Below are 24398 nucleotides of genomic sequence, written 5' to 3'. Positions count from 1 at the left end.
GAAATGTCCGAACGAGCAAACAGCAAGCCGGAGACCGGCGCCTTCTTCGCCCGCGACCGCGCCTGGCACGCGCCGGCGCTGACCCCAGGCTACAAAACCTCGGTGCTGCGCGCGCCGCAGCGGGCGCTGCTGTCGCTCGACGGCACGATCTCAGAGACGACAGGTCCGGTCTTCGGCCATTCGCTAATCGGCGAACTCGACAACGACCTGATCCTGAACTATGCGCGCCCCGGCGAAAGCGCCATCGGCGAGCGCATCATCGTCCACGGCCGTGTGCTCGACGAGCGGGCAAAGCCGGTTGCCGGCGCGCTGGTCGAATTCTGGCAGGCCAATGCCGGCGGCCGCTATCGCCACAAGAAGGAAACCTATCTCGCAGCGATCGATCCGAATTTCGGCGGCTGCGGCCGCGCCATCACCGATGAGGAGGGCCGCTACCATTTCCGCACCGTGCGGCCGGGCGCCTATCCCTGGCCGAACGGCGTCAACGACTGGCGCCCCGCCCATATCCACTTCTCGATCTTCGGCCACGGCTTTGCCCAGCGGCTGATCACCCAGATGTATTTCGAGGGCGATCCGATGATCTGGAAATGTCCGATCGTCGGCACGATCCCCGATAAGGCGGCGATCGAGCAGCTGATCGCGCCGCTCGACTGGGGCAACACCATTCCGATGGATTCACGCGCCTATAAATTCGATATCGTGCTGCGCGGCCGCCGCTCGACGATGTTCGAAAACAGGCTGGAGGGCAACTGACCATGCAGCAGTTCGGCTATCTCAAGGAAACCCCGTCGCAGACCGCCGGTCCCTATGTGCATATCGGCCTGACGCCGAATTTCTGCGACATAGTGGGCGTCTATGACAGCGATCTCGGCACAGTGATGCTCAACGACAAGACGCTCGGCGAACGCATCACCGTCACCGGCCGCATCTTCGACGGCGCCGGCGCGCTGGTGCGCGATGCCGTCGTCGAGATCTGGCAGGCCGACAGCGCCGGCCTTTACAACAGCCCGTCGGAAATGCGCGGCGCCGCCGACCCGAACTTCGCCGGCTGGGGCCGCTGCCCGACCCGCGCCGAGGACGGCGTCTACAGCTTCGAGACCATCAAGCCCGGGCGGGTCCCCTTCAAGGACGGCCGCAGGCAGGCGCCGCACATCACCTTCTGGATCGTCGCCCGCGGCATCAATATCGGCCTGCATACGCGGATGTATTTTCCGGAGGAGACGGAGGCCAACGCCGGCGATCCGCTGCTTGCCCGCATCGAACATCGCGAACGCGTCGCAACCATGATCGCCAACCGTGACGGCGCAACCTGCCGTTTCGACATCCATCTGCAGGGGCCGAAGGAGACGGTGTTTCTGGATATTTGAGGGTGTGCCGGCTGCTTGTCGGAGAATTCCGCGCAAGCAGCCCCTTCACCCTGCCCTCTCCCCGAGGGGATTGGGGAACAGTGCCACGCGAGAGAACCTGCCCATACGGCGCCGACGCCGCCTCTTTCCCTTCTCCCCTCGGGGGTCCGAAGGACGGGTCGAGACCAGTGGCTCGACCCCGGGGTGGCGGCAGCCGGATGAGGGCGCCACCACCACAAACGAGCAAACCATGACCGCATCGCCCTTCGACCACCCCTTCCTCTCCGGCCTTGTCGGTGACGACGAAATCGCGCCCTATTTTTCCGCCGAAGCCGATATTCGCGCCATGCTCTCCTTCGAGGCGGCGCTCGCCAGGGCCGAAGCCGCGCACGGCCTCATTCCCGGCGAAGCCGCAAGGAAGATTGCCGAAGCCTGCGCCGGCTTTTCTCCGGATCTCGCCAGCCTGCGCGCGGCAACGGCGAAAGACGGGGTCGTCGTCCCCGATCTCGTCAAGCAGTTGCGCGCTGAGGTCGGCGAGGAAGCGGGCAAAAACCTGCATCTCGGCGCCACCAGCCAGGACGTCATCGACACCAGCCTGATGATCCGACTGAAGGCGGTGGTCTTCCTGTTTGCCGGCCGGCTTTCCGCCGTCCTCGTAGCGCTCGACGGGCTCGACCGCCAGTTCGGCGGCAACCGGCTGATGGGCCATACCCGCATGCAGGCGGCGATCGCGATCAGCGTCTCCGACCGTCTCAACGTCTGGCGCGCGCCGCTCGCGACCTATCGCGACCGCCTGACCGAGCAGAGTTTTTCCGTCCAGTTCGGCGGTGCTGCCGGGACGCTCGACAAGCTTGGCCCACAGGCTGTGACCGTCCGTGCTTCGCTCGCCCAGGAGCTCGGCCTCTCCGATATCAGGCAATGGCAGAGCGCGCGCCTGCCGATCGCCGATATCGCCGGCCTGTTCGCCTCGATCTCCGGCAGCCTCGGCAAGATGGGGCAGGATATCGCGCTGCTCGCCGAGATCGGCGGCGAGATCGAAATCTCAGGCGGCGGCACCTCCTCGGCGATGGCGCACAAGCAGAATCCGGTTGCCGCCGAAGTTCTGGTCTCGCTCGCCCGCTTCAACGCCACGGCGCTTTCCGGCATCCACCAGTCCCTCGTCCACGAACAGGAACGCTCGGGAGCGGCCTGGACGCTCGAATGGCTGCTGCTACCTCAGATGACGATGGCGACCGCCGCCAGCTTGCGGCTCGCCGGAGATCTGATCGGAAATATCAAGCGGCTTGGGACGGCCTGAAACTGCAGCTGCGGCCAGCGCTGTGGCAAAGCCGTGCGGCAGCGGTTCGAGCGCGAGAGCGGGGCGATTTGCTTTTTCGATCGCGTGCAACCATCTAATAGGCATGACTTGCGGAAAACGCCCCGCCCGAACAGCCCATTTACCGAAAACCAACCATACTGGGTTGCTTTCCGAAGCGAAAGCCGATTGCTTAGGAGAATATACTTCTTCTGCCGCTACCGGTTAGGAGAACGAAAGGGGGCGCAGGCAAACTCGTGGAATTCTGCTGCTTCGCATCGGGATAAACTATGATTACGATGGCGATGCGGGAAGGCCGGTTTGAAAAACGATGACGACAGAACTGTTTCAGATAAAATTTTGGGGCGTCCGCGGCAGTATTCCCGTATCGGGCCCCGAGTTCGATCGCTACGGCGGTAACACTTCCTGCATCGAGATTCGCTGCGGAAAACATCGGTTGCTTTTCGACGCAGGTTCGGGCCTGCGCGAGGCAGGGCTATCGCTGCTCGCCGACGGCGTCAGTGACGTCGATCTGTTCTTCAGCCACTGCCACTACGACCACATCATCGGCCTGCCCTTCTTCAAGGCGATCTATTATCCGTCGATCAACGTCAACATCTGGTCCGGCCATCTCGACGGCAAGATGAGCACAAGGGAAATGGTCGAGCAGTTCATCAGTCCGCCCTGGTTTCCGGTCAAGACCGACATCTGTCAGGCAACGATGAACTTCCGCGATTTCCATGCCGGCCAGATTCTGACCCCGCATCAGGGTATCGAGATCAGGACGTTCACGCTGAACCATCCAGGCGGCGCCATCGGCTACCGCATCGAATGGCAGGGCCGTTCGATCGCTCTCATCTACGATATCGAGCATATTCCCGGCAGCTATGATCCGGTCTCGCTGGAGATGATGCAGGGTGCCGATCTCGTCGTCTACGATTGCACCTACAATGAAGACGAAATGCAGCGCTTCAAGGGCTTCGGCCATTCGACGTGGGAGCACGGCACCGAGCTGGCCAAAATGGCGGGCGCCAAACGCTTCGCCCTGTTCCACCACGCGCCCTCTCGCACAGACGAACAGCTGGCCGAGATGGAAGCGCAGGCTGAGGCCGCTTTCCCCGGCGCCTTCGCCGCCCGCGACAATCAGACCGTGGTGATTTAGCGCCTTTCCTGACGGAACAGATGCCGGGTCCGACCGTTTCCCCGGCAGCGCAAGATCGATGAAACGGGGAATCAATCATGACCGTGCTCTCCGGACAATGCCTTTGCGGCCAGGTGCAGCTTTCTGTTCGTGGCGAACCGCTGCGCGTCGGCATTTGTCACTGCACCGACTGCCGAAAGGAAAGCGGTTCGGCCTTCACCTTTTACGGAGTCTGGCCCGCCGGCCAGTTCGAACATTCCGGTGAAACCGGCGAATTCCACGGCCGACGCTTCTGCACCGGCTGCGGTTCGCGTCTGTTTTCCGCCGATGACCAGGAGGCGGAGATCAAGCTCGGCATCCTCTCGCAGGCGCCAACGCCGCTGGTGCCGCGCTATGAACTGTGGATCAAACGCCGCGAAATGTGGCTGCGACCCGTGGAGGGCGCCGAGCAGTATGAGGAGGACCGGACGTGAGCCTCGCCACGCTCGTCCGGCACAGGTTCGTTACGATCGCAGGCATCGAGACCTTTTACCGCGAGGCCGGCCCGCCGGACGCACCGGTCCTGTTGCTGCCACACGGCTATCCCTGCTCGTCTTACGAGTTTCGCAATCTCATGCCGCGCCTTGCCGACCGCTGGCGCCTGATCGCCCCGGATTTCCCCGGCGCGGGCTATAGCGGCACGCCCGACGATTTCGATTACAGCTTCGATGGCCATGCCGCCTGGCTGGAGGCTTTTATCGGCGCGCTCGATGTCGACCGCTTCGCCATTTACCTTCACGATTTCGGCTCACCGATCGGAGCGCGGCTGGCAATCAGAAACCCCAGCCGCATAACGGCGCTGATCATCCAGAATGGCGATATTCCCTATGAGGATGCGCTCGGGCCGAAATATGCCGATATCGAAGCGACGTGGGCGCTGCCGCGCGCGGAGATGAGGAGGGCGCTGGCGCAAGCAATCAGCGAGGAAACGTTCCGGGAGGAATTCCTCAACGACCTGCCGCCGCCTCTGGCCGGCACAATCCCGCCGGATCTCTGGCGGCTGCACTGGTCGCTGATCACCCCGCGGCGCAAGGAAATCGCCATCGACCTGATCGCCGGATTGAAGGAGAACCGCGCCTGGTTTCCCGAGCATCGGAAATATCTCAGAGAGTACCGCCCGCCGACCTTGATCGTCTGGGGGCCGAACGACCGCTATATGCCGGAAAAGTCGGCACGCGCCTATCTCCGCGATCTGCCGGACGCCGAACTGCATCTGCTCGACGGCGGGCATTGGCTGCTCGAGACGCATCTGGATGAAGTCGCAGCGCTCATGCGGGATTTCCTCGGGCGTGTTCACGCCGGCTGATCGATAGCCTAATCTTGCAGGAGTTCTGGCGCCGACGACCAAGCGACGGCAGGGTGACGAGCCGTCGCCGCAAACAAAGCCGCCAGGAAATCCCAAGCCGCATCATCATGCACCAGATGATGGGTGAGCACGCCGATCGGCTCGTCGTTGCCGGCAAACCGGTCGCGGAGTTCCGCAACCAATTCGGCCACCAGTTCCTCCGCGCTGCGGCCGCCGCGCGTGCCGTGCCAGTCGATAATGTCGATATGGGTGTTGAGAAGCGGGATCGGCCCGCCCTCTCTTGCCCGCCCGTAAACCGAGAGCGCCGCAAAGCCGAGTTCAGGCAATGCCGGGATCAGCGTGGCGTCGATCCGGTTCCACGGCGGCACCAGCACCGGCACGAAGCGGGCGGGATGCAGCCGCTTCAAGCGCTGCCATCCTGCACGCAGCTCGCCGAGCACCACCTCGGCCGCCCGTTCGCCGCCGAGTTCCTGTTTCTTGCGCTCCTGCCCGGCGTGATTGGTGTGCGACCAGCCATGCACAGCGACAGCAACGCCCGCCTCCTCCGCCAGGCGCGCGGCCAATGCCTCGCCGGTCAGCGCAGGAATAACGGCAAGGGTCAGCGGAATCCCGTTCCCGCCGGTCAGCGCCAGCAGCTGCTCCAGATCGGGCGTCGGCTCGACGGCATCGTCGTCGCGCAGCCAGAGCCGCGCCACGCGGCCGGCGGCGCGCCAGCGGTCGAGCTCGCGGCGCAGCGGTTCCCAGCTCATCCCTTCGCTCATCACCTCACTCCTGTTCCTGCGCTGTGGCGCAAAATCTCGTCCAGGGCGCGGGCAGCCGTCGCAAGCGAGCGCTCCTCGAGCACGAAGCGCCGCGCCGCCTGTCCCATCGCGTCGCGCTTCTGCCCGTTGCCGAGCAGGGCCGCGATGGCCCCGGCATAGGCGGCGACATCGCCCTCCGGCGTCAGCAGGCCGGTGACCCCGACCTCGACCACGGCGGGCACGCCCGCCGTCTGCTGCGCCACGACAGGCAGGCTCGCGGCCTGCGCCTCGAGATAGGCAAGGCCATAGGCCTCGCCGCAGCCGGGCCAGACATAGATGCCGCCACGCGCGAGCAGGCCGGCGATCTCAGCCTCACCTTGTTCCCCCAGCCATTCGATGCGGCCGGGAAAGCCGACAAACAGCGCCTCCACCTCTCGGCGCATCGGTCCATCGCCGATGACCGCAAGGGTCCATGGCCGCTTTTCGATCAGCCGCAATGCTTTCGCAAGCATCGCGTAGCTTTCCATCTTGTCGGCGGCTCGCATCATCGCGACGGTCATCAGCCGGCTGGGATCGGGTGCCGGCCGCACCGCCTCGAACAGTACTGGGTCGATGAACGGCTTGAGAGCCGCAAGCCGCGCCTGCGGAAAGGCGGCCGAAAGCCCGGCCCGGTCGCGCTCGGTGAAGCAGATATTGACCGCCGCCTGCATGACCGCCTCGCCCACGCGTTTCTGCCGGGCCGCCCAGCCGGTCCGGTCGCGTTTTGCCGCATAGGAGGCCTCGGCGGTGACATAGGGAATGGCGAATTCGGCTGAGATCACCGGCCCGAAGGGATCGGGCGATTTGTAATAGGGGTGGTAGCAGAACCAGAGATCCGGCCGAGGCTCTTCTTGCCATTTCGCCCGCAACCGCGCCAATTCGGCTGAGATCGCGGGTTCGAGCACCGCTGCCGCCTCGGGCGTCGCGGCATGGGTGCGGAATTCGGAGACGACCTCGACCTGATGCCCGGCAAGCTGCAATGCCCGGATCAGCAGCCGCGCCATCAGCCGGTCGCCCGAAGGCACCGGATGGTTCGGCGATTTCATCGGCGCATAGAAGGCGACCCGCATGCGCATCCCTCGCATAGACACACTGTTTTCAATCGGTTTCCACGGGCGATCATAGATTATCCGAATTCACAACCAAATCAGCTAGATGGATGAGGAGGTCGCATTCAGCCCGCCCATGGTTTGCGCCATCGTAGCCGGCGGCAAGAAATCCGTTATTGCCGCCTTCCCGAAAACTTGCGCATAAGCATATGCAATGTGATCGCAATGGAAGCAATTCCGCCTCTTTCCCCATCTCTATGGGCCTGCGGTTGCATCGACAAGCAGGGAATGAATGACGACGGTCTCGGCCACGGGGATTTTTTCGGAACGCTCGATCAGAAGGGCAAGGCTCGGTTCGGGGCTGGTCATTTTCGTCTTCGTCCTCTTGCATTTGTCGAACCATGCGCTCGGACTCGTTTCGATCGCCGCAGCCGACAAGGCGCGCCATCTTTTCCTGGCCCTCTGGCGCAATCCCGTCGGCACCGTCCTGTTCTATGGATCGGTCCTCGTCCATGTGACCCTGGTGCTGCGCGCCATCTACATCAGGCGCAGCCTGGTCATGCCCAAGGGGGAAGCAACCCAGATGGTGCTCGGCCTGCTGATCCCGCTGCTTCTCATCGATCACGTCATCGGCACCCGCATCGCTCATGAACTCTACGGCTATATCGACAATTACGAGACGATCGTCGGCATGTTGTGGCTGCGGACGCCGGCGACGGGCGTGCGCCAGGCACTCGGCCTGATCGCGGTGTGGATCCACGGCTGCATCGGCATCCATTACTGGCTGCGTTACCGCCCCTGGTACGGCGGTTTCGCACCGCTGTTGCTGGCGCTGGCGATCCTCGTGCCGGTGCTGTCGCTGCTCGGCTTCGTCGAAATGGGCCGCACACTGGCCGACCCCGCCTATCAACTGACCTCGATCGAGCCTTATGCGACGACGGTGAATTCCCATTATGTCTCCGACCCCGCGATTCGCAGCCACATCGCCATGGTCCGCGCCGGACTCTACGGCGCCTTTTCGGCCTCGCTGATCATCGTCGTTGCTGCCCGCACGCAGCGCAGGCTGAAGGAGCGTCTCGATCAGGTCGCCGTGCATTATCCGGGCGGCGAAGTGATCCGCGTGCCGCGTGGGTTCACGGTGTTGGAAGCAAGCCGGCTCGGCGGCCTGCCGCATTATTCGGTCTGCGGCGGCAGGGGCCAGTGCTCCACCTGCCGAGTGCAGATCCTTGGGGATTACCAGAAGCTGCCGCCGCCCGACAAGCTGGAACAGACAACACTGAAACGCATCAATGCCGGCCCAGACGTCCGCCTCGCCTGCCAGCTTCGGCCGGATGCCGACGTCGCGGTCGCGCCCCTTCTCGTGCCGGCCGTCGAGGCGGCTCTTCCCGCCAATAGTCAGGAGACGAGCCCCGGCCGCGAGCGTGAAATCGTCGTGCTCTTCGTCGATATCCGCCACTTCACCACGCTGACTGAAACGCGCCTTCCTTTCGACGTCGTCTTCCTGCTGAACCGCTATTTCGCCATCATCGGCAAGGCGGTGGAGCAGGCGGGCGGCCGGCTCGACAAATTCATCGGCGACGGCGCGATGGCGCTCTTCGGCCTCAATGCCGCGCCGGAGGAAGCCTGCCGCCAGGCGCTCGACGCGGCGGCGGCGATCGTCGCGGGGATCGAGAAACTCGCCGCCGAGTTGGCCGAAGAGCTGACGCTGCCGCTGCGGATCGCCATCGGCATCCACACCGGTCCGGCGGTCGTCGGCACGATGGGATATGGCCGGGTGCGCAGCATGACCGCGATCGGCGATACGGTGAATGTCGCGAGCCGGCTGGAAAGTGCGGCCAAGGAGTTCGACGCGGCGATCGTCTTCTCCGAGCCTGTGGCCAGACTTGCGGCCGCCGATCTTGCCGGCATCGAAAGCCGTGAAATCAGCGTGCGCGGCCGCGCCCTGCCCTTGAAAGTTTATGTCGTTCCGAGAGAGAAAGCGGCAGAACCGCTCGAAGGAAAAGCCTGATGCACGGCAAGTCCTGGCTCACCGCCAAATATTGGAGCCGCCGGCTGCGCAAGGCGCGCAATAGAGCCGCCTCGCGCTTCTTCGACACCCGTCTCGGCCGTCGCCTGCTGATCGAGAATATCGGCCCGCGCGTCGTCTCGATGACGGTCGATGCCGGTGATCATCTGATGACCTTCTCGCCTTCCGACTATATCGGCCGCAAGGTCTTCCGGAAGGGCCATTTCGAGCGCGACGCCGTCGACCGGCTGATCGTCATATTGCGCGAGCGCGGCCTGCTCCGAAAGGATACGACGCTGCTCGAGATTGGCGGCAATATCGGTACACAGACCGTCTATTTCGCCCTGAGCGGCACCTACGCCCGCATCGTCAGCGTCGAGCCCGATCCGCGCAATTTCCCGCTGCTTGAACTGAACATCCGCCAGAACCGGCTGGAGGAGAAGGTCCGCCTCGTCAATTGCGCAGCCGGCGAACACGCAGGCGAGATCGACTTTTTCCTCAACCTCAACAATCACGGCAAGAGCAGCGCCATCCGCCAGAGCCCGACCGATCGGAAGATCAGCGTGCCGGTGAAGCCGGTCTCCGACATCCTCGCCGGTCTTTCCATCGACCCGGCCGCAATCGGCCTCGTCTGGATGGATATCGAAGGCTACGAGCCGGTCGCCTGCCGCTCGATGCAGCCGCTGCTTTCCCGCCGCGTGCCGCTCCACATGGAGTTCACGCCGCTGTTCTACGGGCGCGAGGGAACGAAGGCGTTCATAGCGATGCTGTCAGGATTTTACGAAGATTGTGTCGTGCTGTTCGAGGATCGCGAGGTGGAGATGAAGGTGCGGGATCTGCCTGACGAGTTCGATCAGTACAATGTGCTGTTTTTGCCGTAGGCTTACGCCCTGAAAACTGATCGTTGGCCGTGCCGTGCGGCCCCCTCATCTGCCTGCCGGCATGCACGGGGGCGAGCCGCGGGTCTCGCCCGTCCTTCGGACCCCCGCTGGGGAGAAGGGAACCGCCGCACTGCTTTCCTCCATCACAAACGGCAGCGGCAAGAATGGGCCGGTGCCGCAACTCCCCTTCTACCCAGCGGGGAGAAGGTGCCCGGCAGGGCGGATGAGGGGGCTGCACGGTACGCCATATCGGAGCGACGGGTTTCGGGGATATAGCCTTCTCAGCGTGTCTCCAACGCCGGTACAACGCGGCGAATTTCCGAACTCACTTCACCGCCTCACACAAGTCTCTTCGCCTCTGTCCGCGTATGCTCATGATACTTGTTCTCACGCAGCGTCCCAAAGAGCTTCAGGCTCTCCAGATGCTCCCGCTGGGCGCGGTAGAAGTCATTGAGGAAAAGCAGCTCCTGGCCGGGCTTTACGATGTCTTCATACCGGATCTTTCGAGTAATGGTTCGCACGATCTGTATGATCTCTTTATGGTCTGACGTCTTCACCGAGTCGCGAAGCACATCCTCCAGCGTCTGCAGCTCATATTTGCCGTAGACATCGAGATGTTGCGACTGGAAATCGAAGGCCGGCTGCGACGATGCGGCGGCGGGTGCGGACAAAGCCAGGTCCGCGAGCAGCACGGAGCGCGGCGTGTCGACGACCAGCGTGCCGGCAATGATATCGCCGAGCCGTTGCCGGCGTCGGTTGGCCAGCGGAACGACCACCACCACCAGAAGCCAGAGGCCTGCCAGAGCGTTCTCCCAAGCCCCCTGGGTTTCCATGCCCGCCAGAAGGCCCATCGGGCCGAAGATCTCGACCTCCTTCATCAGGTTGCGTGCGGTCACCTGGTGCGGGGTGAGCCGCCGCCCGTCCATGTTGACGACCCGGATGCCGGTAATTCTCTTGCCAAGCGTACGGCCGTTCCAGATGAGCTCGGACAGGATGTAATAGGGGGTGCGCAAGAGAAAGCCGAGCAAGGCGGCGAGCATCAGATCGGCGCTCACCGGCAAAAACCCCGTGAAGATGATAACGGCCGCGCAAATGAAGATGATGAGCGCCGTAAAGAGGATGTCGAGGAATTGCGCGCCGAAGCGGCTCGCCAGCGAGGCGATCGCGAAATTGATCGGCACTCCTTCCGGCGGGATGAACTGTTCGGTGCGCCTGCCGTCCGTCACTGGCCGATTCATCGCTTCGGCCCCCGCGAAATCTTGCTTTCGCGTCCGCTGAACAGCAGCCAGCTCACCCAGAAGACACCCATCCCCCAGCCGATGCCGAGGCGCCATATCGGATCCTGGATCGTCTGACGAAGAACCCCTTCGATGAAGGCTGCCACGATAAGCATCAGAGCCGCGAGGATCGCGAGTTTGACGGCATCATGCGCCTGGTGGCGCAAGGCTTCCCTGCGCGTTCGCATACCCGGAACGAGAACGGCAAGGCCGAGCCTTGCTCCGCCAGCACAGGCAATGGCGATTGCTGCAAGCTCGGTCACGCCGTGAATCGAAAGCCAGGCGAAGATGTCGTAACCCAGCCCCTTGCGGGAAAACATCGCAAAAAACGCGCCCAGCATGAGGCCATTGTAAAAGGTAAGAATGAAGCTCGGCACTGACATGAAAACGCCGAGCGCAAAGATGAAGACGACGATGGTGGTGTTGTGGGAAAAGAGAAATGCGGAAAATGCCGCGAGCCTGTCGCTCGCATGGCGTTCGTCGCCGTAAAGCGTGGAGCGGAGATAATCGACCGATGCCGCCGGAGTGCGCTGATCGGCCATGTCGGGCGGCACGAAGGTATAGAACCAGCTCGGGTCGTGGGTGAAGAGCCTGTATCCGGCGGCCGCCCCGAGAATGAGAGCCAGGAAACCGATGAACAGGGGCAATGCCGATCGGCGCGCCGCCTGAGGAATGCCCTGGACCAGCAGGCGGGTGATCAGGCCGCCTAGACTTTCCTGCGGCGCATAGACGACCAGATAGGCCCGGGCGCAGAGGCTCTCCAGATAGGCGATGAGGGCGCGATCGAGGGAAATGTCACGCGCGACGCTCAGCGAGTTCATCGCCTGCCTGTAACCGCTAGCGAGATTGCGGACATCGTCATAACCGAGCGTCGCTGCGCCACCTTTCTCCGCCCGCGTCACGAGGTCGTCCAGCTGACGCCAGTGCGCCTCGCGCTCCATGCGAAAGCGCGCGGAGCGCAGCAAATCGGTCTGGATGGCGCCGACGTTTACCGACGCGCCCGTCTCTGTCCTGCTGTCGATACCAAGATCCATCATATCATCTCGCGGGATTTGATTTCGATGTAGCGCGCAATCAGATCCGAGGTCAGCGCCTCCGGTGTGCTGTCGAGGCAGAGTACGCCGAGACGCGCCAGCTTTTCCATGACAGTGCGCCTCTCCTGAACGATCTGACGCGCTGCCACGGAGCGGGCGACCGCGTCCAAGCTGATTTCTTCCGGTTCCGTCAGCTTTGCGAGCATCGGATCGCGCAAGGCGACATAGACGATGAAATGATGTCGGGCGAGGACCTGGATGTTCTCGATCATCAGCTCCGCCGTGATGCTGTCGACGAAATCGGAGAATATCACAATCAACGAACGTCGCTTCAGGCGTCCCGACAAATGCGTCAGTCCGAGCGTATGGTTGCTCTCCTGGGTTTCATAGCGCAGCTCGGCGCACATCGTCTGAAGCCGCGGAAAGGCCGCTCTTCCGGGCAAGGCCGGCACGAACAGGCGCGGGCGGCTATCAAAACTGTAGAAGCCCACGAGATCGCCGGCAAGCCCCGCCCCCCAGCACATTGCCAAGGCGGCATTGATGGCGCGATCGAGCTTAGCGAACCCGCCGAGCTGTTCGGCCATCAGCCGTCCGGAATCGATGCACAAGATGATCTGATGGTTTCGTTCGGCCCGCATCTCGCGCACGACGAGATTGCGCATCCGGGCGGATCGCTTCCAGTCGATGCTGCGCGGATCCATGCCGCTGGCAAACTCGCGCAGCTGATGGAATTCCGATCCTTCGCCGCGCAGCCGCAAATCCTTCTGGCCGGCTTCCAGCGGCAGGATCTGAGTCCTTATCGCTCCCGACAGGACCGGCGATATGTCAGGCAGGACGGCGATCTCCCTTTCCACCGGCATCTGCGCGATAATGTCGAGCAGCCTCAGCCGCGATGGCCATTTCAGCCATAGCACATGGATCGCATACCGCCCCCGTCGCGTCAGACGAAGATTTACAGCGGCCCTGAAATGACTTTCTCCGGTGACGGACGCAGCACGCGCCAATCTGCCTTCGCCGACGGCAAGCTCGGGAGCACAATCGATCCGAATCTCGACATTCTCGGGCACCGCGTCCTTCTGCGGCCGGATCGCCACCGCAAATACGGCGGTGTGACCGACAAAACCTTGCGGCGGCAGATCAAATTCCACCGTCATCCGGCCCGATGAGGCCGACATCGCCAGATCGCCTGCCGTCAATGCCGCAAGCGCAACCCACAGCATCAGCAGCGGATAACCCATATCGCGCCACCATACGCTGACGAAGACCGTCACCGCGGCCAAAATCAGAATGAGCGCGATCAGGTAACGGGATGGCCGCATTAACGAGGCGCATCCACGCGGTTCATGATGCTGCGCAGCACCTCGTCGGGGGTACGGCCATCGATTTCGGCCGAAGGCGAAAGAACGATACGATGGCGAAGCGCGGGCACCAGCAATGCCTGGATATCGTCCGGCAAGCCGTAATCCCGGCCTTCGAAGGCCGCCCGCACTCTGACCGCCGAGGCAAGGGCGTCGGCAGCGCGTGTGGAGGCGCCGTAGAGAATATCGGGATCGGAGCGCGTGGCACGCACCAGGTCGACGACATAGGTCAGTGTCGTCTCATCCAGATGGATGGCGTCGATCAGCGCCCGCCCCCCGGCAAGCGCTGCGCTGGTGACAAGCGGACGGATGCCGGCATTGCGCAAATCCGATTTCAACGCCTGCTTGGCGTGTTTGGAGAGGATGGCGATTTCGGTGTTGCGGTCGGGGAAGTCGACGACGAGCTTGAACAGGAAGCGGTCGAGCTGTGCTTCGGGCAAGGGATACGTGCCCTGCTGCTCGATCGGATTCTGCGTGGCAAGCACGAAGAAATCCGACCCCAGCAGATAATCGGTCCCATCGATCGTCACCATCCGCTCGTTCATCGCCTGCAGCAGGGCGGACTGCGTCTTCGGCGGAGCGCGATTGATCTCGTCGGCCAGAAGGATGTCGGTAAAGACGGGCCCCTTGGTCAGGTGGAATTGATTGGTCTGGAAGTTGAAGAGGTTGACGCCGAGCACATCGCCCGGCATCAGGTCCGGCGTGAACTGGATGCGGCGATAATCCAGCGCCATGGCCGCGGAAACCGAGCGGGCCAGCAGGGTTTTGGCCGTGCCGGGAGGCCCTTCGACAAGGCAGTGCCCGCCAGCAAAGATCGAAATCAGAACGAGATCGATAATGGCGTCCTGTCCTTGCACCACCTTGCCGATTTCACCACGAACCGTAGCGATAAGATCGCGAAACTCACCTAGTTCCAAACTCAAAGCTCCCTAGCAATTTTCTGAATGTCTCGAGATTGCGATGCAGATCCGAGCGCGTCATGATATGTCCCCGTTCGATCAGCGCCTCGGCTGCGGCGTGCAAGGCCTGCGCGGCTGCCTTGTCTTGACGCGCCAGGCGTTGGAACAGCCGTGCGATGCCTGCCTGATTTCCGGCGCCGGAGCCGAAGAGCAGCTGCGCCTTATCGGCGAGCAGATGCAGCACGAACTGTCCCGTCATCCGGCCATCATTGCCCGAAAGCCGCAAGAGCCGCGCCGTGGCTTCGATCGCGGCGGTCTTCGACAATTCGATATTTCCGGAGACCTCACGCAAAGGCGGCCCGAAGCGATAGGCGCCCCGCCAGAAGCAGATCGCCGCAACAACCAGCACAGTTCCCCAGATGGCCGATAGGGGATAGGCGAAAAAGCGCTTCAGATCGGTGGTGGAGCGCTCATAGGATTGCCCCTCGTCGACCGTTGCCTCGCTATCGAGAGGTTCGCCCGATGTATCCAGGTAGATCGGCCGCGCCTCGCCGGCGCCGCGGAGAGATTGGACCAATGAGACGGCAAAGGCGGCGTTATCGGCCAAGGCCAGTCCGTGATTATTCAACAGATCGGGATCCGACAGCAGATAGACGGTGGGATCGGCCGCGCAGTGCAGAAGCAGCACACCCGACGGCGTGCCCACGACCTCCCCGCAGCCGCTCGGCAGGCTCGACCGCTCGAAGGTTTGTGCCCGATAGAGGGCGATCTTGATCGGCTGTCCCGGTCGCAGCTGCGGCTGCGCTTCCTCAAAACTGGTCCCGCTGCGGGCAAAGCCAAAATCGGAGTAGCCGATCTTGTCGAGTTCATTGCTGATATCGGCGAGACCAATCAGCCCCGATTTACCGGCGACACCTTCCGTCGATACGCTGCCGCGCCATTTCGGCAAAACGATCAGCGTCGGCAGGGCGTATTGGTCTGCCTCCACAACAGGGTTTTCCGGTTCCAGACCGTCCGTCTCATCGTCTGATCGAGGTGTGACAGCCTCGCCTTTGCGTATCGACAGGGGAATGATGCGCAGCGAGATTTTGGAACGCGCCTGGACAAGATGAGGGTCGGAACGGACGACCGGGATACCCTTGGTCTGCAGCCACAATTCCAGCCCCTTGTGGCCAAGAGGCGAACGGTCGTAATCGCTGCCCCGCGACACCGCAAAGACTGCCAGTGCAGCCAGCGCAAGCACCAGCCCCAGGATTAATACGGGGGCGGATTTACGCATGGGCCACTCTGCCTGCTGCAAGCAGATCGCGCCCGGTCGCAAGAAGAACGCCGAAATGGTTCTCCGCAACGGTGCGGCCACCGTAATGAACGAGTTCCACCGCCGTCAGGAAGCTTGCAAGCCGGTCGCGGCCGGGCATGGTTTTCGGCAAGCGGGCGAAGACGGCACGTTCCGTATCGGCGCGGGAAAGCCGTGTGTCCGTGATGTCGGCAGCGTGGAGCAGACAATGCCTGAGCAGCAGGACAAGCGCCTGCCTTCGATCCGCCATAGCCGCAATCCGCTGGAGGAAATCGCTCGGCTTTTCCTCAACCACGTCGGCGCCGGTGCGCCAGTTTTGCGGCGCCTCCTGACGCTGTTTGATGTCGCGCGGAGCAGACGACAGCAGGACTCCGCCGTTTCCGAAACGCATCCACAGGCCGATTACCGCTGCCAAGCCGACGAGGACGACGGCAACGGCCAGAGGGCCGCCGCTGATGACAGGCTGCCGCGGGAAAGATGACGGCGTGCGTAACGGCGGCTTGCCTTGAGACGATGTCGTACCCGATGCCGCTTTGGCCTGATCGGACGCATCGCCATAGACGAGCTTGCAGCGCAGGCCATTCAGCAGGCACTGCGAGGCATATTCTGTCCCGACGGCGCTGATAGGCTGATGACTATCGGCGGGCTGGCTGCCGCTGTCCTGCGCCCGGGCGGGCGGAAATGGAGCCGAGGCGGCCAGGAACAGGGCCGCCAGCAGGCCGGCGTTGCGGATGGTCATGCTCTAGGCAAAGACCTCTGCTCGCGCTTCGGGACGCAGCGGATCCTGCCCGAACCTGTTCGGACCATCCGTGCCCCTCAGCACAGAAATAATGGTGATCGAGAGGCTGGTAACGGGACCGATATATGGAACCATCCCCAGGATGATCAGCGCGAGATACCACCAACCGGAAATGTTGCGATCATGAAAGCGGCGAACCTGAAGGGACAGGATTGGCAAAACGAGGGCAAGTGCCAACAATCCGCCGATGACCATAACAAGGATGACCCCCGATGAAACTTCCCCCTGTTGCCCGGAAAAGGAGCCGACCACGAAGGCTAAAACTACAATTGCAATAGCCAACAACATATAGAATAGAAAAAACCACCAATATTCCGAGCGGGACGCCCTACCGGAAAACGTTGCATATTTCTGCGTCAGGACTGTCCGAACAGCTTCAGTAAACCCCATTTGAATTGCCCCCATTTCGATTTGCCCGAAGCCCGTGATCCACGGTCTCACCATCGTCTTGCTTGATGGTCGTTGGATGAAACAGCTACAATTCAAACGCAGAAATTGCAATAAGTTGGTTCCATCAGCTCGCTATTTTGAATAGCGATGATTAACGCGTTGAGATTTCCACTCGAAGACTACGAGGTGGACTTGAACGTCCCTGATCTGCTTGAGAAACCGAAATAACGTGCCGTTTCTGCCCTAAGCAGCCGGCTGCATCACCAGCGACTGATGGCAATGCACGCCAGCGAGCACGCCGGAGGCGGAGGCGAGCGTGCCGCTGTGCATCGAGCTCGCCGCATCGCCGGCGGCGAAGACTCCCTTGACGCTGGTCTCCTTGTTTTCGCCGGTGCGGATGACCAGTCCGAAGGCACCGTCGTCGAAGGCGCAGCCGAGTTGTTCGGCAATGGGGCTTGCCATCGCCGTTTTCGGCGCGACGAATATGGCGTCGAGCGGCACGATACGGCCATCGGCGAGACGCACCGCCTGGAGTTTCGGGCTATCGCCCAACAGCTCCACGATCGGGCTGCGCTCGATGCGTACCCCACGGGCAGTCAGCCGTGCGAGCTGCTCTTCATCGGGCTCGAACAGTGCCTGGGTGAAGAAGGTGGTCGCGCCCCAGTCCGGGATCGTCATGGCGGAATGGGCCGAATGCGGATGGTTTGCGAGGACGCCGAGTTCGCCGCCGCTTACCTCATAGCCGTGGCAATACGGGCAGTGCAGCACCGAGCGGCCCCAGCGGTCGCCAAGGCCGGGGATGTCGGGCAGCGTGTCGCTGACGCCGGTTGCGAGAATGAGACGGGCAGCGCGTTCTTCACCGCCGCCTTCGATGGCGATCGTGAATTCCTCGCCCTCCTTCCGGGCGCGGATAACCTTGCCGTCGCGCAGCGTGATGTTCGGATAAAGCGAAAGCTGCCTCTTCCCCTCGTCCATGATTGCCGCCGGCGCGTGGCCATCCTGACCGAGAAAGCCGTGCGAGGCCCGCGAAAACCTGTTTCGCGGCGCACCCGCATCGACGAGCAGAATCCGCCGCCGCGCCCGGGTGAGCTGCATGGCTGCCGACAGGCCGGCAAAATTGCCGCCGATGATGATGACTTCGTAGGACATGCGGTAACTCCCTCGATATTGGCTCATGAATCATCATAAGTTACATGAAGCGAGGCGGTCAAGGCTCATGTCACTTGTCTTGTTACAAACTGCCTGCGATAATGGCGCGCTCGGTCGACAGGATAGAACCATGCGCAACGACAGCCGCCTTTCCCGCATGCTGCACGTGCTGATCCACATGGATCGGCATCAGGATGCGGCGACCTCCGAAATGATTGCAACGATGCTGAACACCAATCCCGTCGTCGTCCGCCGTACCATGGCCGGGCTTCGCCAGCAGGGCTATGTGCATTCGGAAAAAGGCCATGGCGGCGGCTGGACGCTGGTGCGACCCTTGTCCGAGATCACCCTGCTCGACGTCTACAACGCGCTTGGCGAACCCCACCTCTTTGCCATCGGCCCCGCCGACGATCAGCCCAAATGTCTGGTCGAACAGGCGGTAAATAACGCGCTGGCCGATGCGATGAAGGAGGCGGAGGCGCTGCTTTTGAGGCGGCTGGGCAGCGTGACCCTGGAGAAAATCGCGGCTGACTTCGAGACAAAACTGACGGCGCGCTCGGCTGCGGCTTATTCCTGCGCCTCGTGAGCGGAAGCTCTAGAAATCAGCCGTCACGTCCCTTCACCGTCCACGAGGCGGTATCGCGATCGGGGTGCTGGTTGTTGCTCTCCTTGATCGCTGCGGCCCAGTCGGCGCCGTTGGTTTCGGTCGCACCGGTATTTTCTATGTCCGTGATCGTCTCGAACCATGCCACCATGTTTTCGGTGCAGGTATTGGCATGCGGCGCGAAGGGATGCGGATTGTCAAGCGAACCGATCATCAGGTTGGTGCGCCCGTTTTCCAGATGGTGGAAGAACAATGGGGTGCCGCAATTGGCGCAGAAGCCGCGCTCCACAAGCTCCGAGCTCTTCCAGACGCTCGGCTTGCCGCGTGTCCAGCTGAGCGCATCATCGGGCGCGGCGACGAGCGCGGCAAAGATGTTGCCCGAGGCCTTCTGGCACATACGGCAATGGCAGAGATGCGAATTGTCGAACATGGCGGTGGCGTGGTAGCGCACGGCACCGCACTGGCAGCCGCCGCTCACTTCCATCTCGATGCGTTTCATTTTTCTCCTCCTTCAAACGCGGGATGCGGCTTACTCTCCCTCACACCCGCCGATAGAGAAAGTACCGTCCTTCCTTGATCCCCTCAGGCAGCGGCAGTGCGGTGAGCTCCGGATGCTCCAGCGGCAGGCCGCTGACCGCTATACCGTTCGGGGCGAGCACGCCGGCCATCAACTGCGGCAGCCAGGTCAGCGTCACGGCGTCGATCTCGTCATGGCCGGTGCCGATATCGGCGTGGGCAAGGGCTGCGCCGATGCCGAGAAAGGCCTGGCCGGAATCGCGGATGTTGCCGGTGACCATATCTTGCGGCTCTGGCGTCGAGGCCGAATAGGAGCGGACCTCCCAGTCGAAAGCGATGATGCGGCGGCCGGGGAATTTTTCGCGCAGGTGATCATAGGTGCGGCCGTTGCCGAGGCCGAACTCCAGCACCGGGCCTTCGATATCCTCGACCAGATCGGTGATTGCGTTCAGAATGTCGCGTTGGGCCGTCAACCGGCGAATGAAGCTGTCGAGGCGGCTCATCGAAATCCGTATCCGTGATGAAAATCGTGAGCGCGTGCTAACACATGAAACCTTGCCAAGTCGATTGCCGTAGATGGGAATTGGCGTTGCAGCAGCGATATGGGTCTGTGCTAAGGTCGATGACATGACAACCGTGACCGACGAAGAATTCTTTGCGAACGTGCCGCGCTTCAGCGCCTTCGAGGGCGTGACCGATGCCGGCAATTACCGGCCACTGCCGGAGGGATGGGTGCTGGCGCTTGCCGATATCGTCGGTTCGACGCAGGCGATTGCCGGCGGCCGCTACAAGGACGTCAACATGGCGGGCGCCAGCGTCATTTCGGCGGTGCTGAATGCCGTCGGCAAGGGAGACTATCCCTTCGTCTTCGGTGGCGACGGCGCGCTGATCGCGCTTCCGGGTTCGCTGGAGAAGGCGGCGCGGGATGCGCTCGCCGCCGTGCAGGTCTGGGTCGAGGAGGATCTCGGCCTGATGCTGCGCATCGCCATCGTGCCGGTCTCCGATACCCGCGCCGAAGGCCTCGACGTCCGTGTCGCGCGCTATTCCGCAAGCCCGCATGTCACCTACGCGATGTTCTGGGGCGGCGGCACGAGCTGGGCGGAACGACAGATGAAACTCGGCCGTTACGGCGTCGACCGCGCCGCCCCCGGAACGCGGCCGGATCTCACCGGCCTTTCCTGCCGCTGGAGCCCGATCGAGGCCGAGAACGGCGAGATCGTCTCGATCATCGCCGTGCCCGGCGAAGGCCGACCGGGCGAAGAGTTCCGCGATCTCGTCAACGACATCGTCGCCATCACCGCCGAGCAGAACCGCGGCAGCCACCCTGTGCCGACCGACGGCCCGAAATTCGCCTTCTCGCTGAAGGGCATCAATCGCGAGGCCAAGGCCACCGCGCCCGCGGGAAGACGGCTGTGGCAGAAGCTGATCATCTTCCTGCAGCTTGCCGTTATCGTGGGGTGCTACAGGCTCGGCATTCCGCTCGGCCGCTTCGACGCCCGTCGCTACAAGCGCGACGTCGCCGGCAATTCCGATTTCCGCAAGTTCGACGACGGTCTGAAGATGACGGTCGATGTCGACGTCGGCCGCTTGAAACGGATCGAGACGCTGCTGGAAGAAGCGCGGGCGAGTGGCATTTGCCGCTATGGCCTTCATCGCCAGTCCTCGGCGCTGATGACCTGCTTCGTGCCGACGCCGATCTCGCGCGACCACATGCATTTCATTGACGGCGCCGCCGGCGGCTATGCCGTCGCCGCCAGCCGCATGACCGGCAAATCGCTTTCGGCTGTTTCCGTCACGCCTTGATGACGTGAGCGGCCGAGAGGCCGATCCGGCCGAAGACGTTGCGCGTATCGATGATCAGCACCGCAGTTTCAGCGAGCATCGTATAATCGATCCTGTCATGGTCGGTCGCGACCAGCACGGCATCGTAGCCGGCCACCGCTTCCGGGGTCAGCGTCACCGACTTGCGGCCCTTCAGGGCTTGGTGTTCACGCGTCGGCGGGATCTCGGCGACGAAGGGATCGTGGTAATCGGCCCGGCCGCCGCGTTCCTCGATGATCTCGATCAGCCGCAGCGACGGGCTCTCTCTTATATCGGCAACGTTCTTCTTATAGGCGAGCCCCAGCACCAGCACACGGCTGCGGCTCAGTGCCTTGCCGGCGCGCACGTCGAGCGCTTCGGCCAGTTTGCCGACGACATAGCGCGGCATGGCCGAATTGATCTCGCCGGCAAGCTCAATGAAGCGGGTCGGCAGCTCGTATTCGCGCGATTTCCAGGTGAGGTAGAAGGGATCGATGGGGATGCAATGGCCGCCGAGGCCGGGGCCGGGATAGAAGGGCATGTAGCCGAAGGGCTTGGTCTTGGCCGCGTCGATCACTTCCCAGACGTCGATGCCCATCGCTGCGTAAACGGTCTTCAGCTCGTTGACGAGGGCGATGTTGACCGACCTGAAAATGTTTTCGGTGAGCTTGACGGCCTCGGCCGTCGCATTCGAGGAGACCGGAACGACGGTCGACACCGCAGCGCCGTAGAAAGCCTTCATCAAGGCCAACGCCTCAGGCCCGTCGCCGGCGACGACCTTGGGAATGGTGGCCGTGTGGTAGTGCTGGTTGCCGGGATCCTCGCGCTCCGGCGAGAAACCGACGAAGAAATCCACGCCGGATTTCAGCCCGGTGCCTTCGAGAATGACCTTGACGATATCGTCGGTGGTGCCGGGATAGGTGGTCGATTCCAGCGCGACGAGCTGGCCGGGACGCAGGTGCTCAGCGATCGAGCGCGAGGTCACCTCGACGAAGGAAAGGTCTGGGTCGCGATGTTTGGTCAGCGGCGTCGGCACGCAGATGATGATGACATCGCATGCGGCAAGGCCGGCGAAATCCGTCGTCGCTTGGAACCGCCCCGCATCGATTTCGGCGGCAAGCGCCTCGTTGCTGACGGCATCGATATAGGAGCGGCGGGCATCGAGCGCCACCATCTTGCCGGGATCAATATCGAAGCCTGTGACCGGAAAACCGCTGCGCGCCACCGCAATCGCCAGCGGCAGGCCGACATAACCGAGCCCGATGATACCGGCACGCGCCGCGCGGGTTTCGATCTTCTGCAGAAGCGTGTCGAAGGTGGAAGTGGCCAAGGCGGGATCTTTCAATTGGGGAATTCAGGAAGCTGATCTAATGCATGATGGCGGGGAATTAAACCCGGTTCATTCTGTCAGCCATCAGCCCGGGCTGTACCGTCCCAAGACCCCTCCCCAACCCCTCCCCACAAGGGGGAGGGGCTCACTCGTGGCGCCGACCTGCGCTCGTTCGAGCTCAGCCTTCTCGGCGATGATTTCAATAGGGCATCACGGCAAGTTAAGCCCCTCCCCCTTGTGGGGAGGGGTTAGGGATGGGTTACGCGGCAGAGTTTTGCCTCGCGATTTTTCGGATATTCATGCTCAAGATCCTTAGTCGGAGGTGTGGCCGAAATGCCCCGGCGGCGGCCTTTGCTGCAACTTCGGCGCACAAAAGAGTCCGGCTCCCATTGTTTCGCATTTGCAGCATCCCTATCTGAGTTGGATATTGAACCATCGAGAAAGGACTTCCCGTCCGATCCCCCATTCGGGGGGCGCTACTGCCGGGCTTTCGGCAGATCGTTGACAATTATTACCGCTCGTACATCCTGATTTCCTTGTGACCTGCGCATGAAAATGCGTCGGCCGGGGGATTTTTGGCTCTTGGGGATGGCGTGCCTTATGAGGATCATACCGAGAATGAGCACGATCGAATCCAGCGTGTCCTCCATCCTGTTGGACCGGGTCGCCGAATGGCTGACGCATTCCTCGCTGGCCGGCGACGACCTCGAAAACATCGTGCGCGGCTTCTGCGAAAGACTTGCCGCCGCCGGCCTGCCGATCGCGCGCGTGCACCTGACCTTTTCGATGCTGCATCCGCTCTACGATGCGTTGAGCTTCACCTGGCGGCGCGCCAGCGGCGTCACCATCGAGGGCTTCCGCATGCCCGCCGGCCAGAAGCCGGACCGCTTCCTGCAGAGCCCCTATTATTACCTGCTCGACAACAACCTGCAGCACATCCGCCGGCGGCTGATGCAGGAAGGGCCGGCCGAATTCCCGATTTTCGAGGACCTGCGCAAGGACAGGATGACCGATTACCTCGCCTTCGTGCAGCCCTTCGGCGACGATTCGGTGCAGGGTATGATGGGATCCTGGTCGACCGACCACCATGACGGCTTTACCGACGACATGATCGACGCGCTGCTCCGGATGCAGAACCATCTGGCGGTTGCCGCCAAGATGGCGGTGCTCGGCAAGCTCGCCAACAACATGCTGACCACCTATCTCGGCGGCGACGCCGGCAAGCGGGTGCTGAACGGCCAGATCCGCCGCGGCGACGGCGAAACGATCCGTGCGGCGCTGGTCATGGGCGACATGCGGGAATCCACCATGTATGCCGAAAAGGAAGGAAGGCAGGCCTATATCGATACGCTGAACCAGTTCTTCGACGCGATCGCAGCCCCCTTCAACCGCAATGGCGGCGAGATCCTAAGCTTCCTCGGCGACGGCTTTCTGGCCGTCTATCCCTGCGGGCGTCACAAGGACCCATCGAAAATCGCCTGCGAGTCAGCACTTTCGGCCGTCTACCAGGCGCAGGCGCGGGTGGCCGAACTCAACCGCGACCGCGAGCAAAAGGGCCTGGCCAGGATCGGTTACGGCATCGGCCTGCATGTCGGCAATGTCATGTTCGGCAATGTCGGCCTCAAGGACCGGCTGACCTTCTCCGCCTTCGGATCGGCGGTCAACGAGGTGCAGCGTCTGCAGATCCTGACCAAGAAATACGGCCGCGAGGTCGTCGCCAGCCAGGCCTTCGCCGGCTATTGCGGCGGCGAGTGGACGACGCTCGGCGAGGAGAAGCTGCGCGGCGTCCGCCAGAAAGTAACCGTGCTGCAGCCGCGTGCCCCGGCGCCGGAAATCCAAGTCGACGAACATTTCCGCGAGGCCGTGCAGAATGGACTTTCCGAAGCCGAACAGGTTATTCTCCTGCACCGCGACGCCAAGAAACAGGTCAAGCGCACAAGTATGGAGAAATTCATCCAGTAAAACGTCAGGTTGCAGCCGCTAAAACGGCCCGTTTCTTCCGGACAGAGATGATGAAACGCGGCAATTTCCCCTTGATTGTCATCAGCTAGACACCCCGTTTGCGGTACGATAGTGTTGCCTTAACGGGAACATAGAAGACTGGG

Annotated in this window: 24 protein-coding genes; 11 read left to right on the top strand and 13 right to left on the bottom strand. The window is 62.5% G+C overall.

The window, feature by feature from the left end:
* The first annotated feature begins 3 nt into the window (after positions 1–3).
* The 6 genes from pcaH (at position 4) to QWJ46_RS03685 (ending at position 5126) form a co-directional block, all read left to right on the top strand.
* Positions 4–753 carry a protocatechuate 3,4-dioxygenase subunit beta gene (gene pcaH, locus QWJ46_RS03710; protein WP_302749085.1) on the top strand — a complete coding sequence of 250 codons (750 nt, stop codon included), beginning with the start codon at positions 4–6 and terminating at the stop codon, positions 751–753.
* A gap of 2 nt (positions 754–755) precedes the next feature.
* Positions 756–1367: a protocatechuate 3,4-dioxygenase subunit alpha gene (gene pcaG / locus QWJ46_RS03705; RefSeq protein WP_302749083.1), complete on the top strand. Its 612-nt coding sequence runs from the start codon at positions 756–758 to the stop codon at positions 1365–1367.
* A gap of 229 nt (positions 1368–1596) precedes the next feature.
* On the top strand, positions 1597–2643 hold the full coding sequence (locus QWJ46_RS03700) for a 3-carboxy-cis,cis-muconate cycloisomerase (protein WP_302749082.1): 1047 nt from the start codon (positions 1597–1599) through the stop codon (positions 2641–2643).
* Positions 2644–2971: 328 nt separating this feature from the next.
* The gene (locus tag QWJ46_RS03695; RefSeq protein ID WP_302749081.1) at positions 2972–3802 is read left to right on the top strand and encodes an MBL fold metallo-hydrolase; all 831 of its coding nucleotides are present in this window, start codon (positions 2972–2974) and stop codon (positions 3800–3802) included.
* A 77-nt stretch (positions 3803–3879) separates the two neighbouring features.
* Entirely contained in the window at positions 3880–4254 is a 375-nt protein-coding gene (locus QWJ46_RS03690; protein WP_302749079.1) for a GFA family protein, read from the top strand.
* Positions 4251–5126, top strand: coding sequence for an alpha/beta fold hydrolase (locus tag QWJ46_RS03685; RefSeq protein WP_302749078.1), 876 nt, complete (start codon positions 4251–4253; stop codon positions 5124–5126). The genes QWJ46_RS03690 and QWJ46_RS03685 overlap by 4 nt, the downstream gene beginning before the upstream one ends.
* 8 nt (positions 5127–5134) lie before the next feature.
* On the opposite strand, the gene QWJ46_RS03680 is transcribed toward QWJ46_RS03685, so the two are convergent.
* Positions 5135–5887 (bottom strand): polysaccharide deacetylase family protein, encoded by a 753-nt coding sequence (locus tag QWJ46_RS03680; protein WP_302749077.1) that lies wholly within the window; start codon positions 5885–5887, stop codon positions 5135–5137.
* Positions 5887–6975, bottom strand: coding sequence for a glycosyltransferase family 4 protein (locus tag QWJ46_RS03675; protein WP_302749076.1), 1089 nt, complete (start codon positions 6973–6975; stop codon positions 5887–5889). Before QWJ46_RS03675 ends, QWJ46_RS03680 begins: the two co-directional genes overlap by 1 nt.
* Before the next feature lie 271 nt (positions 6976–7246).
* On the opposite strand from QWJ46_RS03675, the gene QWJ46_RS03670 reads away from it, so the two are divergent.
* Both QWJ46_RS03670 and QWJ46_RS03665 read left to right on the top strand, forming a co-directional pair.
* Positions 7247–8962 (top strand): adenylate/guanylate cyclase domain-containing protein, encoded by a 1716-nt coding sequence (locus tag QWJ46_RS03670; protein ID WP_302749075.1) that lies wholly within the window; start codon positions 7247–7249, stop codon positions 8960–8962.
* Complete coding sequence (locus tag QWJ46_RS03665) at positions 8962–9840, top strand: FkbM family methyltransferase (protein ID WP_302749074.1); 879 nt, start codon at positions 8962–8964, stop codon at positions 9838–9840. Before QWJ46_RS03670 ends, QWJ46_RS03665 begins: the two co-directional genes overlap by 1 nt.
* 338 nt (positions 9841–10178) lie before the next feature.
* Here QWJ46_RS03665 and QWJ46_RS03660 read toward each other — a convergent pair whose 3' ends face one another.
* The 8 genes from QWJ46_RS03660 to QWJ46_RS03625 all read right to left on the bottom strand — a co-directional run bounded on the left by QWJ46_RS03660 (position 10179) and on the right by QWJ46_RS03625 (position 18043).
* On the bottom strand, positions 10179–11078 hold the full coding sequence (locus QWJ46_RS03660; protein WP_302749073.1) for an RDD family protein: 900 nt from the start codon (positions 11076–11078) through the stop codon (positions 10179–10181).
* On the bottom strand, positions 11075–12151 hold the full coding sequence (locus QWJ46_RS03655; protein ID WP_302749505.1) for a stage II sporulation protein M: 1077 nt from the start codon (positions 12149–12151) through the stop codon (positions 11075–11077). The genes QWJ46_RS03660 and QWJ46_RS03655 overlap by 4 nt, the downstream gene beginning before the upstream one ends.
* The gene (locus QWJ46_RS03650) at positions 12151–13470 is read right to left on the bottom strand and encodes a DUF58 domain-containing protein (RefSeq protein ID WP_302749072.1); all 1320 of its coding nucleotides are present in this window, start codon (positions 13468–13470) and stop codon (positions 12151–12153) included. Before QWJ46_RS03650 ends, QWJ46_RS03655 begins: the two co-directional genes overlap by 1 nt.
* Positions 13470–14426 carry a MoxR family ATPase gene (locus QWJ46_RS03645; protein ID WP_302749070.1) on the bottom strand — a complete coding sequence of 319 codons (957 nt, stop codon included), beginning with the start codon at positions 14424–14426 and terminating at the stop codon, positions 13470–13472. Before QWJ46_RS03645 ends, QWJ46_RS03650 begins: the two co-directional genes overlap by 1 nt.
* Positions 14413–15687 (bottom strand): hypothetical protein, encoded by a 1275-nt coding sequence (locus QWJ46_RS03640; RefSeq protein WP_302749069.1) that lies wholly within the window; start codon positions 15685–15687, stop codon positions 14413–14415. Before QWJ46_RS03640 ends, QWJ46_RS03645 begins: the two co-directional genes overlap by 14 nt.
* On the bottom strand, positions 15680–16444 hold the full coding sequence (locus QWJ46_RS03635) for a hypothetical protein (RefSeq protein WP_302749068.1): 765 nt from the start codon (positions 16442–16444) through the stop codon (positions 15680–15682). The genes QWJ46_RS03640 and QWJ46_RS03635 overlap by 8 nt, the downstream gene beginning before the upstream one ends.
* A 3-nt stretch (positions 16445–16447) precedes the next feature.
* Positions 16448–16894, bottom strand: coding sequence for a DUF805 domain-containing protein (locus QWJ46_RS03630; protein ID WP_302749504.1), 447 nt, complete (start codon positions 16892–16894; stop codon positions 16448–16450).
* Between the two features lie 243 nt (positions 16895–17137).
* The gene (locus QWJ46_RS03625; protein ID WP_302749066.1) at positions 17138–18043 is read right to left on the bottom strand and encodes an NAD(P)/FAD-dependent oxidoreductase; all 906 of its coding nucleotides are present in this window, start codon (positions 18041–18043) and stop codon (positions 17138–17140) included.
* A 130-nt stretch (positions 18044–18173) separates the two neighbouring features.
* On the opposite strand from QWJ46_RS03625, the gene QWJ46_RS03620 reads away from it, so the two are divergent.
* A complete protein-coding gene (locus QWJ46_RS03620; protein WP_302749065.1) occupies positions 18174–18629 on the top strand; it encodes an Rrf2 family transcriptional regulator in 456 nt (151 codons plus the stop codon).
* A 16-nt stretch (positions 18630–18645) separates the two neighbouring features.
* Here the strand turns inward: QWJ46_RS03620 and QWJ46_RS03615 are convergent, their stop codons facing one another.
* Positions 18646–19146 carry a GFA family protein gene (locus QWJ46_RS03615; protein ID WP_302749063.1) on the bottom strand — a complete coding sequence of 167 codons (501 nt, stop codon included), beginning with the start codon at positions 19144–19146 and terminating at the stop codon, positions 18646–18648.
* 40 nt (positions 19147–19186) lie between these two features.
* Positions 19187–19666, bottom strand: a complete 480-nt coding sequence (locus QWJ46_RS03610) for a class I SAM-dependent methyltransferase (RefSeq protein ID WP_302749061.1) — start codon at positions 19664–19666, stop codon at positions 19187–19189.
* Between the two features lie 124 nt (positions 19667–19790).
* Between QWJ46_RS03610 and QWJ46_RS03605 the strand changes: the two genes are divergently transcribed.
* Positions 19791–20966 (top strand): DUF3095 domain-containing protein, encoded by a 1176-nt coding sequence (locus QWJ46_RS03605; protein WP_302749059.1) that lies wholly within the window; start codon positions 19791–19793, stop codon positions 20964–20966.
* Here QWJ46_RS03605 and QWJ46_RS03600 read toward each other — a convergent pair.
* Positions 20956–22293 (bottom strand): nucleotide sugar dehydrogenase, encoded by a 1338-nt coding sequence (locus QWJ46_RS03600; RefSeq protein WP_302749057.1) that lies wholly within the window; start codon positions 22291–22293, stop codon positions 20956–20958. The genes QWJ46_RS03605 and QWJ46_RS03600 overlap by 11 nt on opposite strands.
* Positions 22294–22911: 618 nt before the next feature.
* Here QWJ46_RS03600 and QWJ46_RS03595 point away from each other — a divergent pair.
* On the top strand, positions 22912–24255 hold the full coding sequence (locus QWJ46_RS03595; protein WP_184455758.1) for an adenylate/guanylate cyclase domain-containing protein: 1344 nt from the start codon (positions 22912–22914) through the stop codon (positions 24253–24255).
* The last annotated feature ends 143 nt before the right edge of the window (positions 24256–24398 follow it).

It is taken from the genome of Rhizobium sp. CBN3, assembly GCF_030518245.1.
Classification (GTDB): Bacteria; Pseudomonadota; Alphaproteobacteria; order Rhizobiales; family Rhizobiaceae; genus Rhizobium; species Rhizobium aethiopicum_A.
This window is presented reverse-complemented; position numbering and strand designations above follow the sequence as displayed.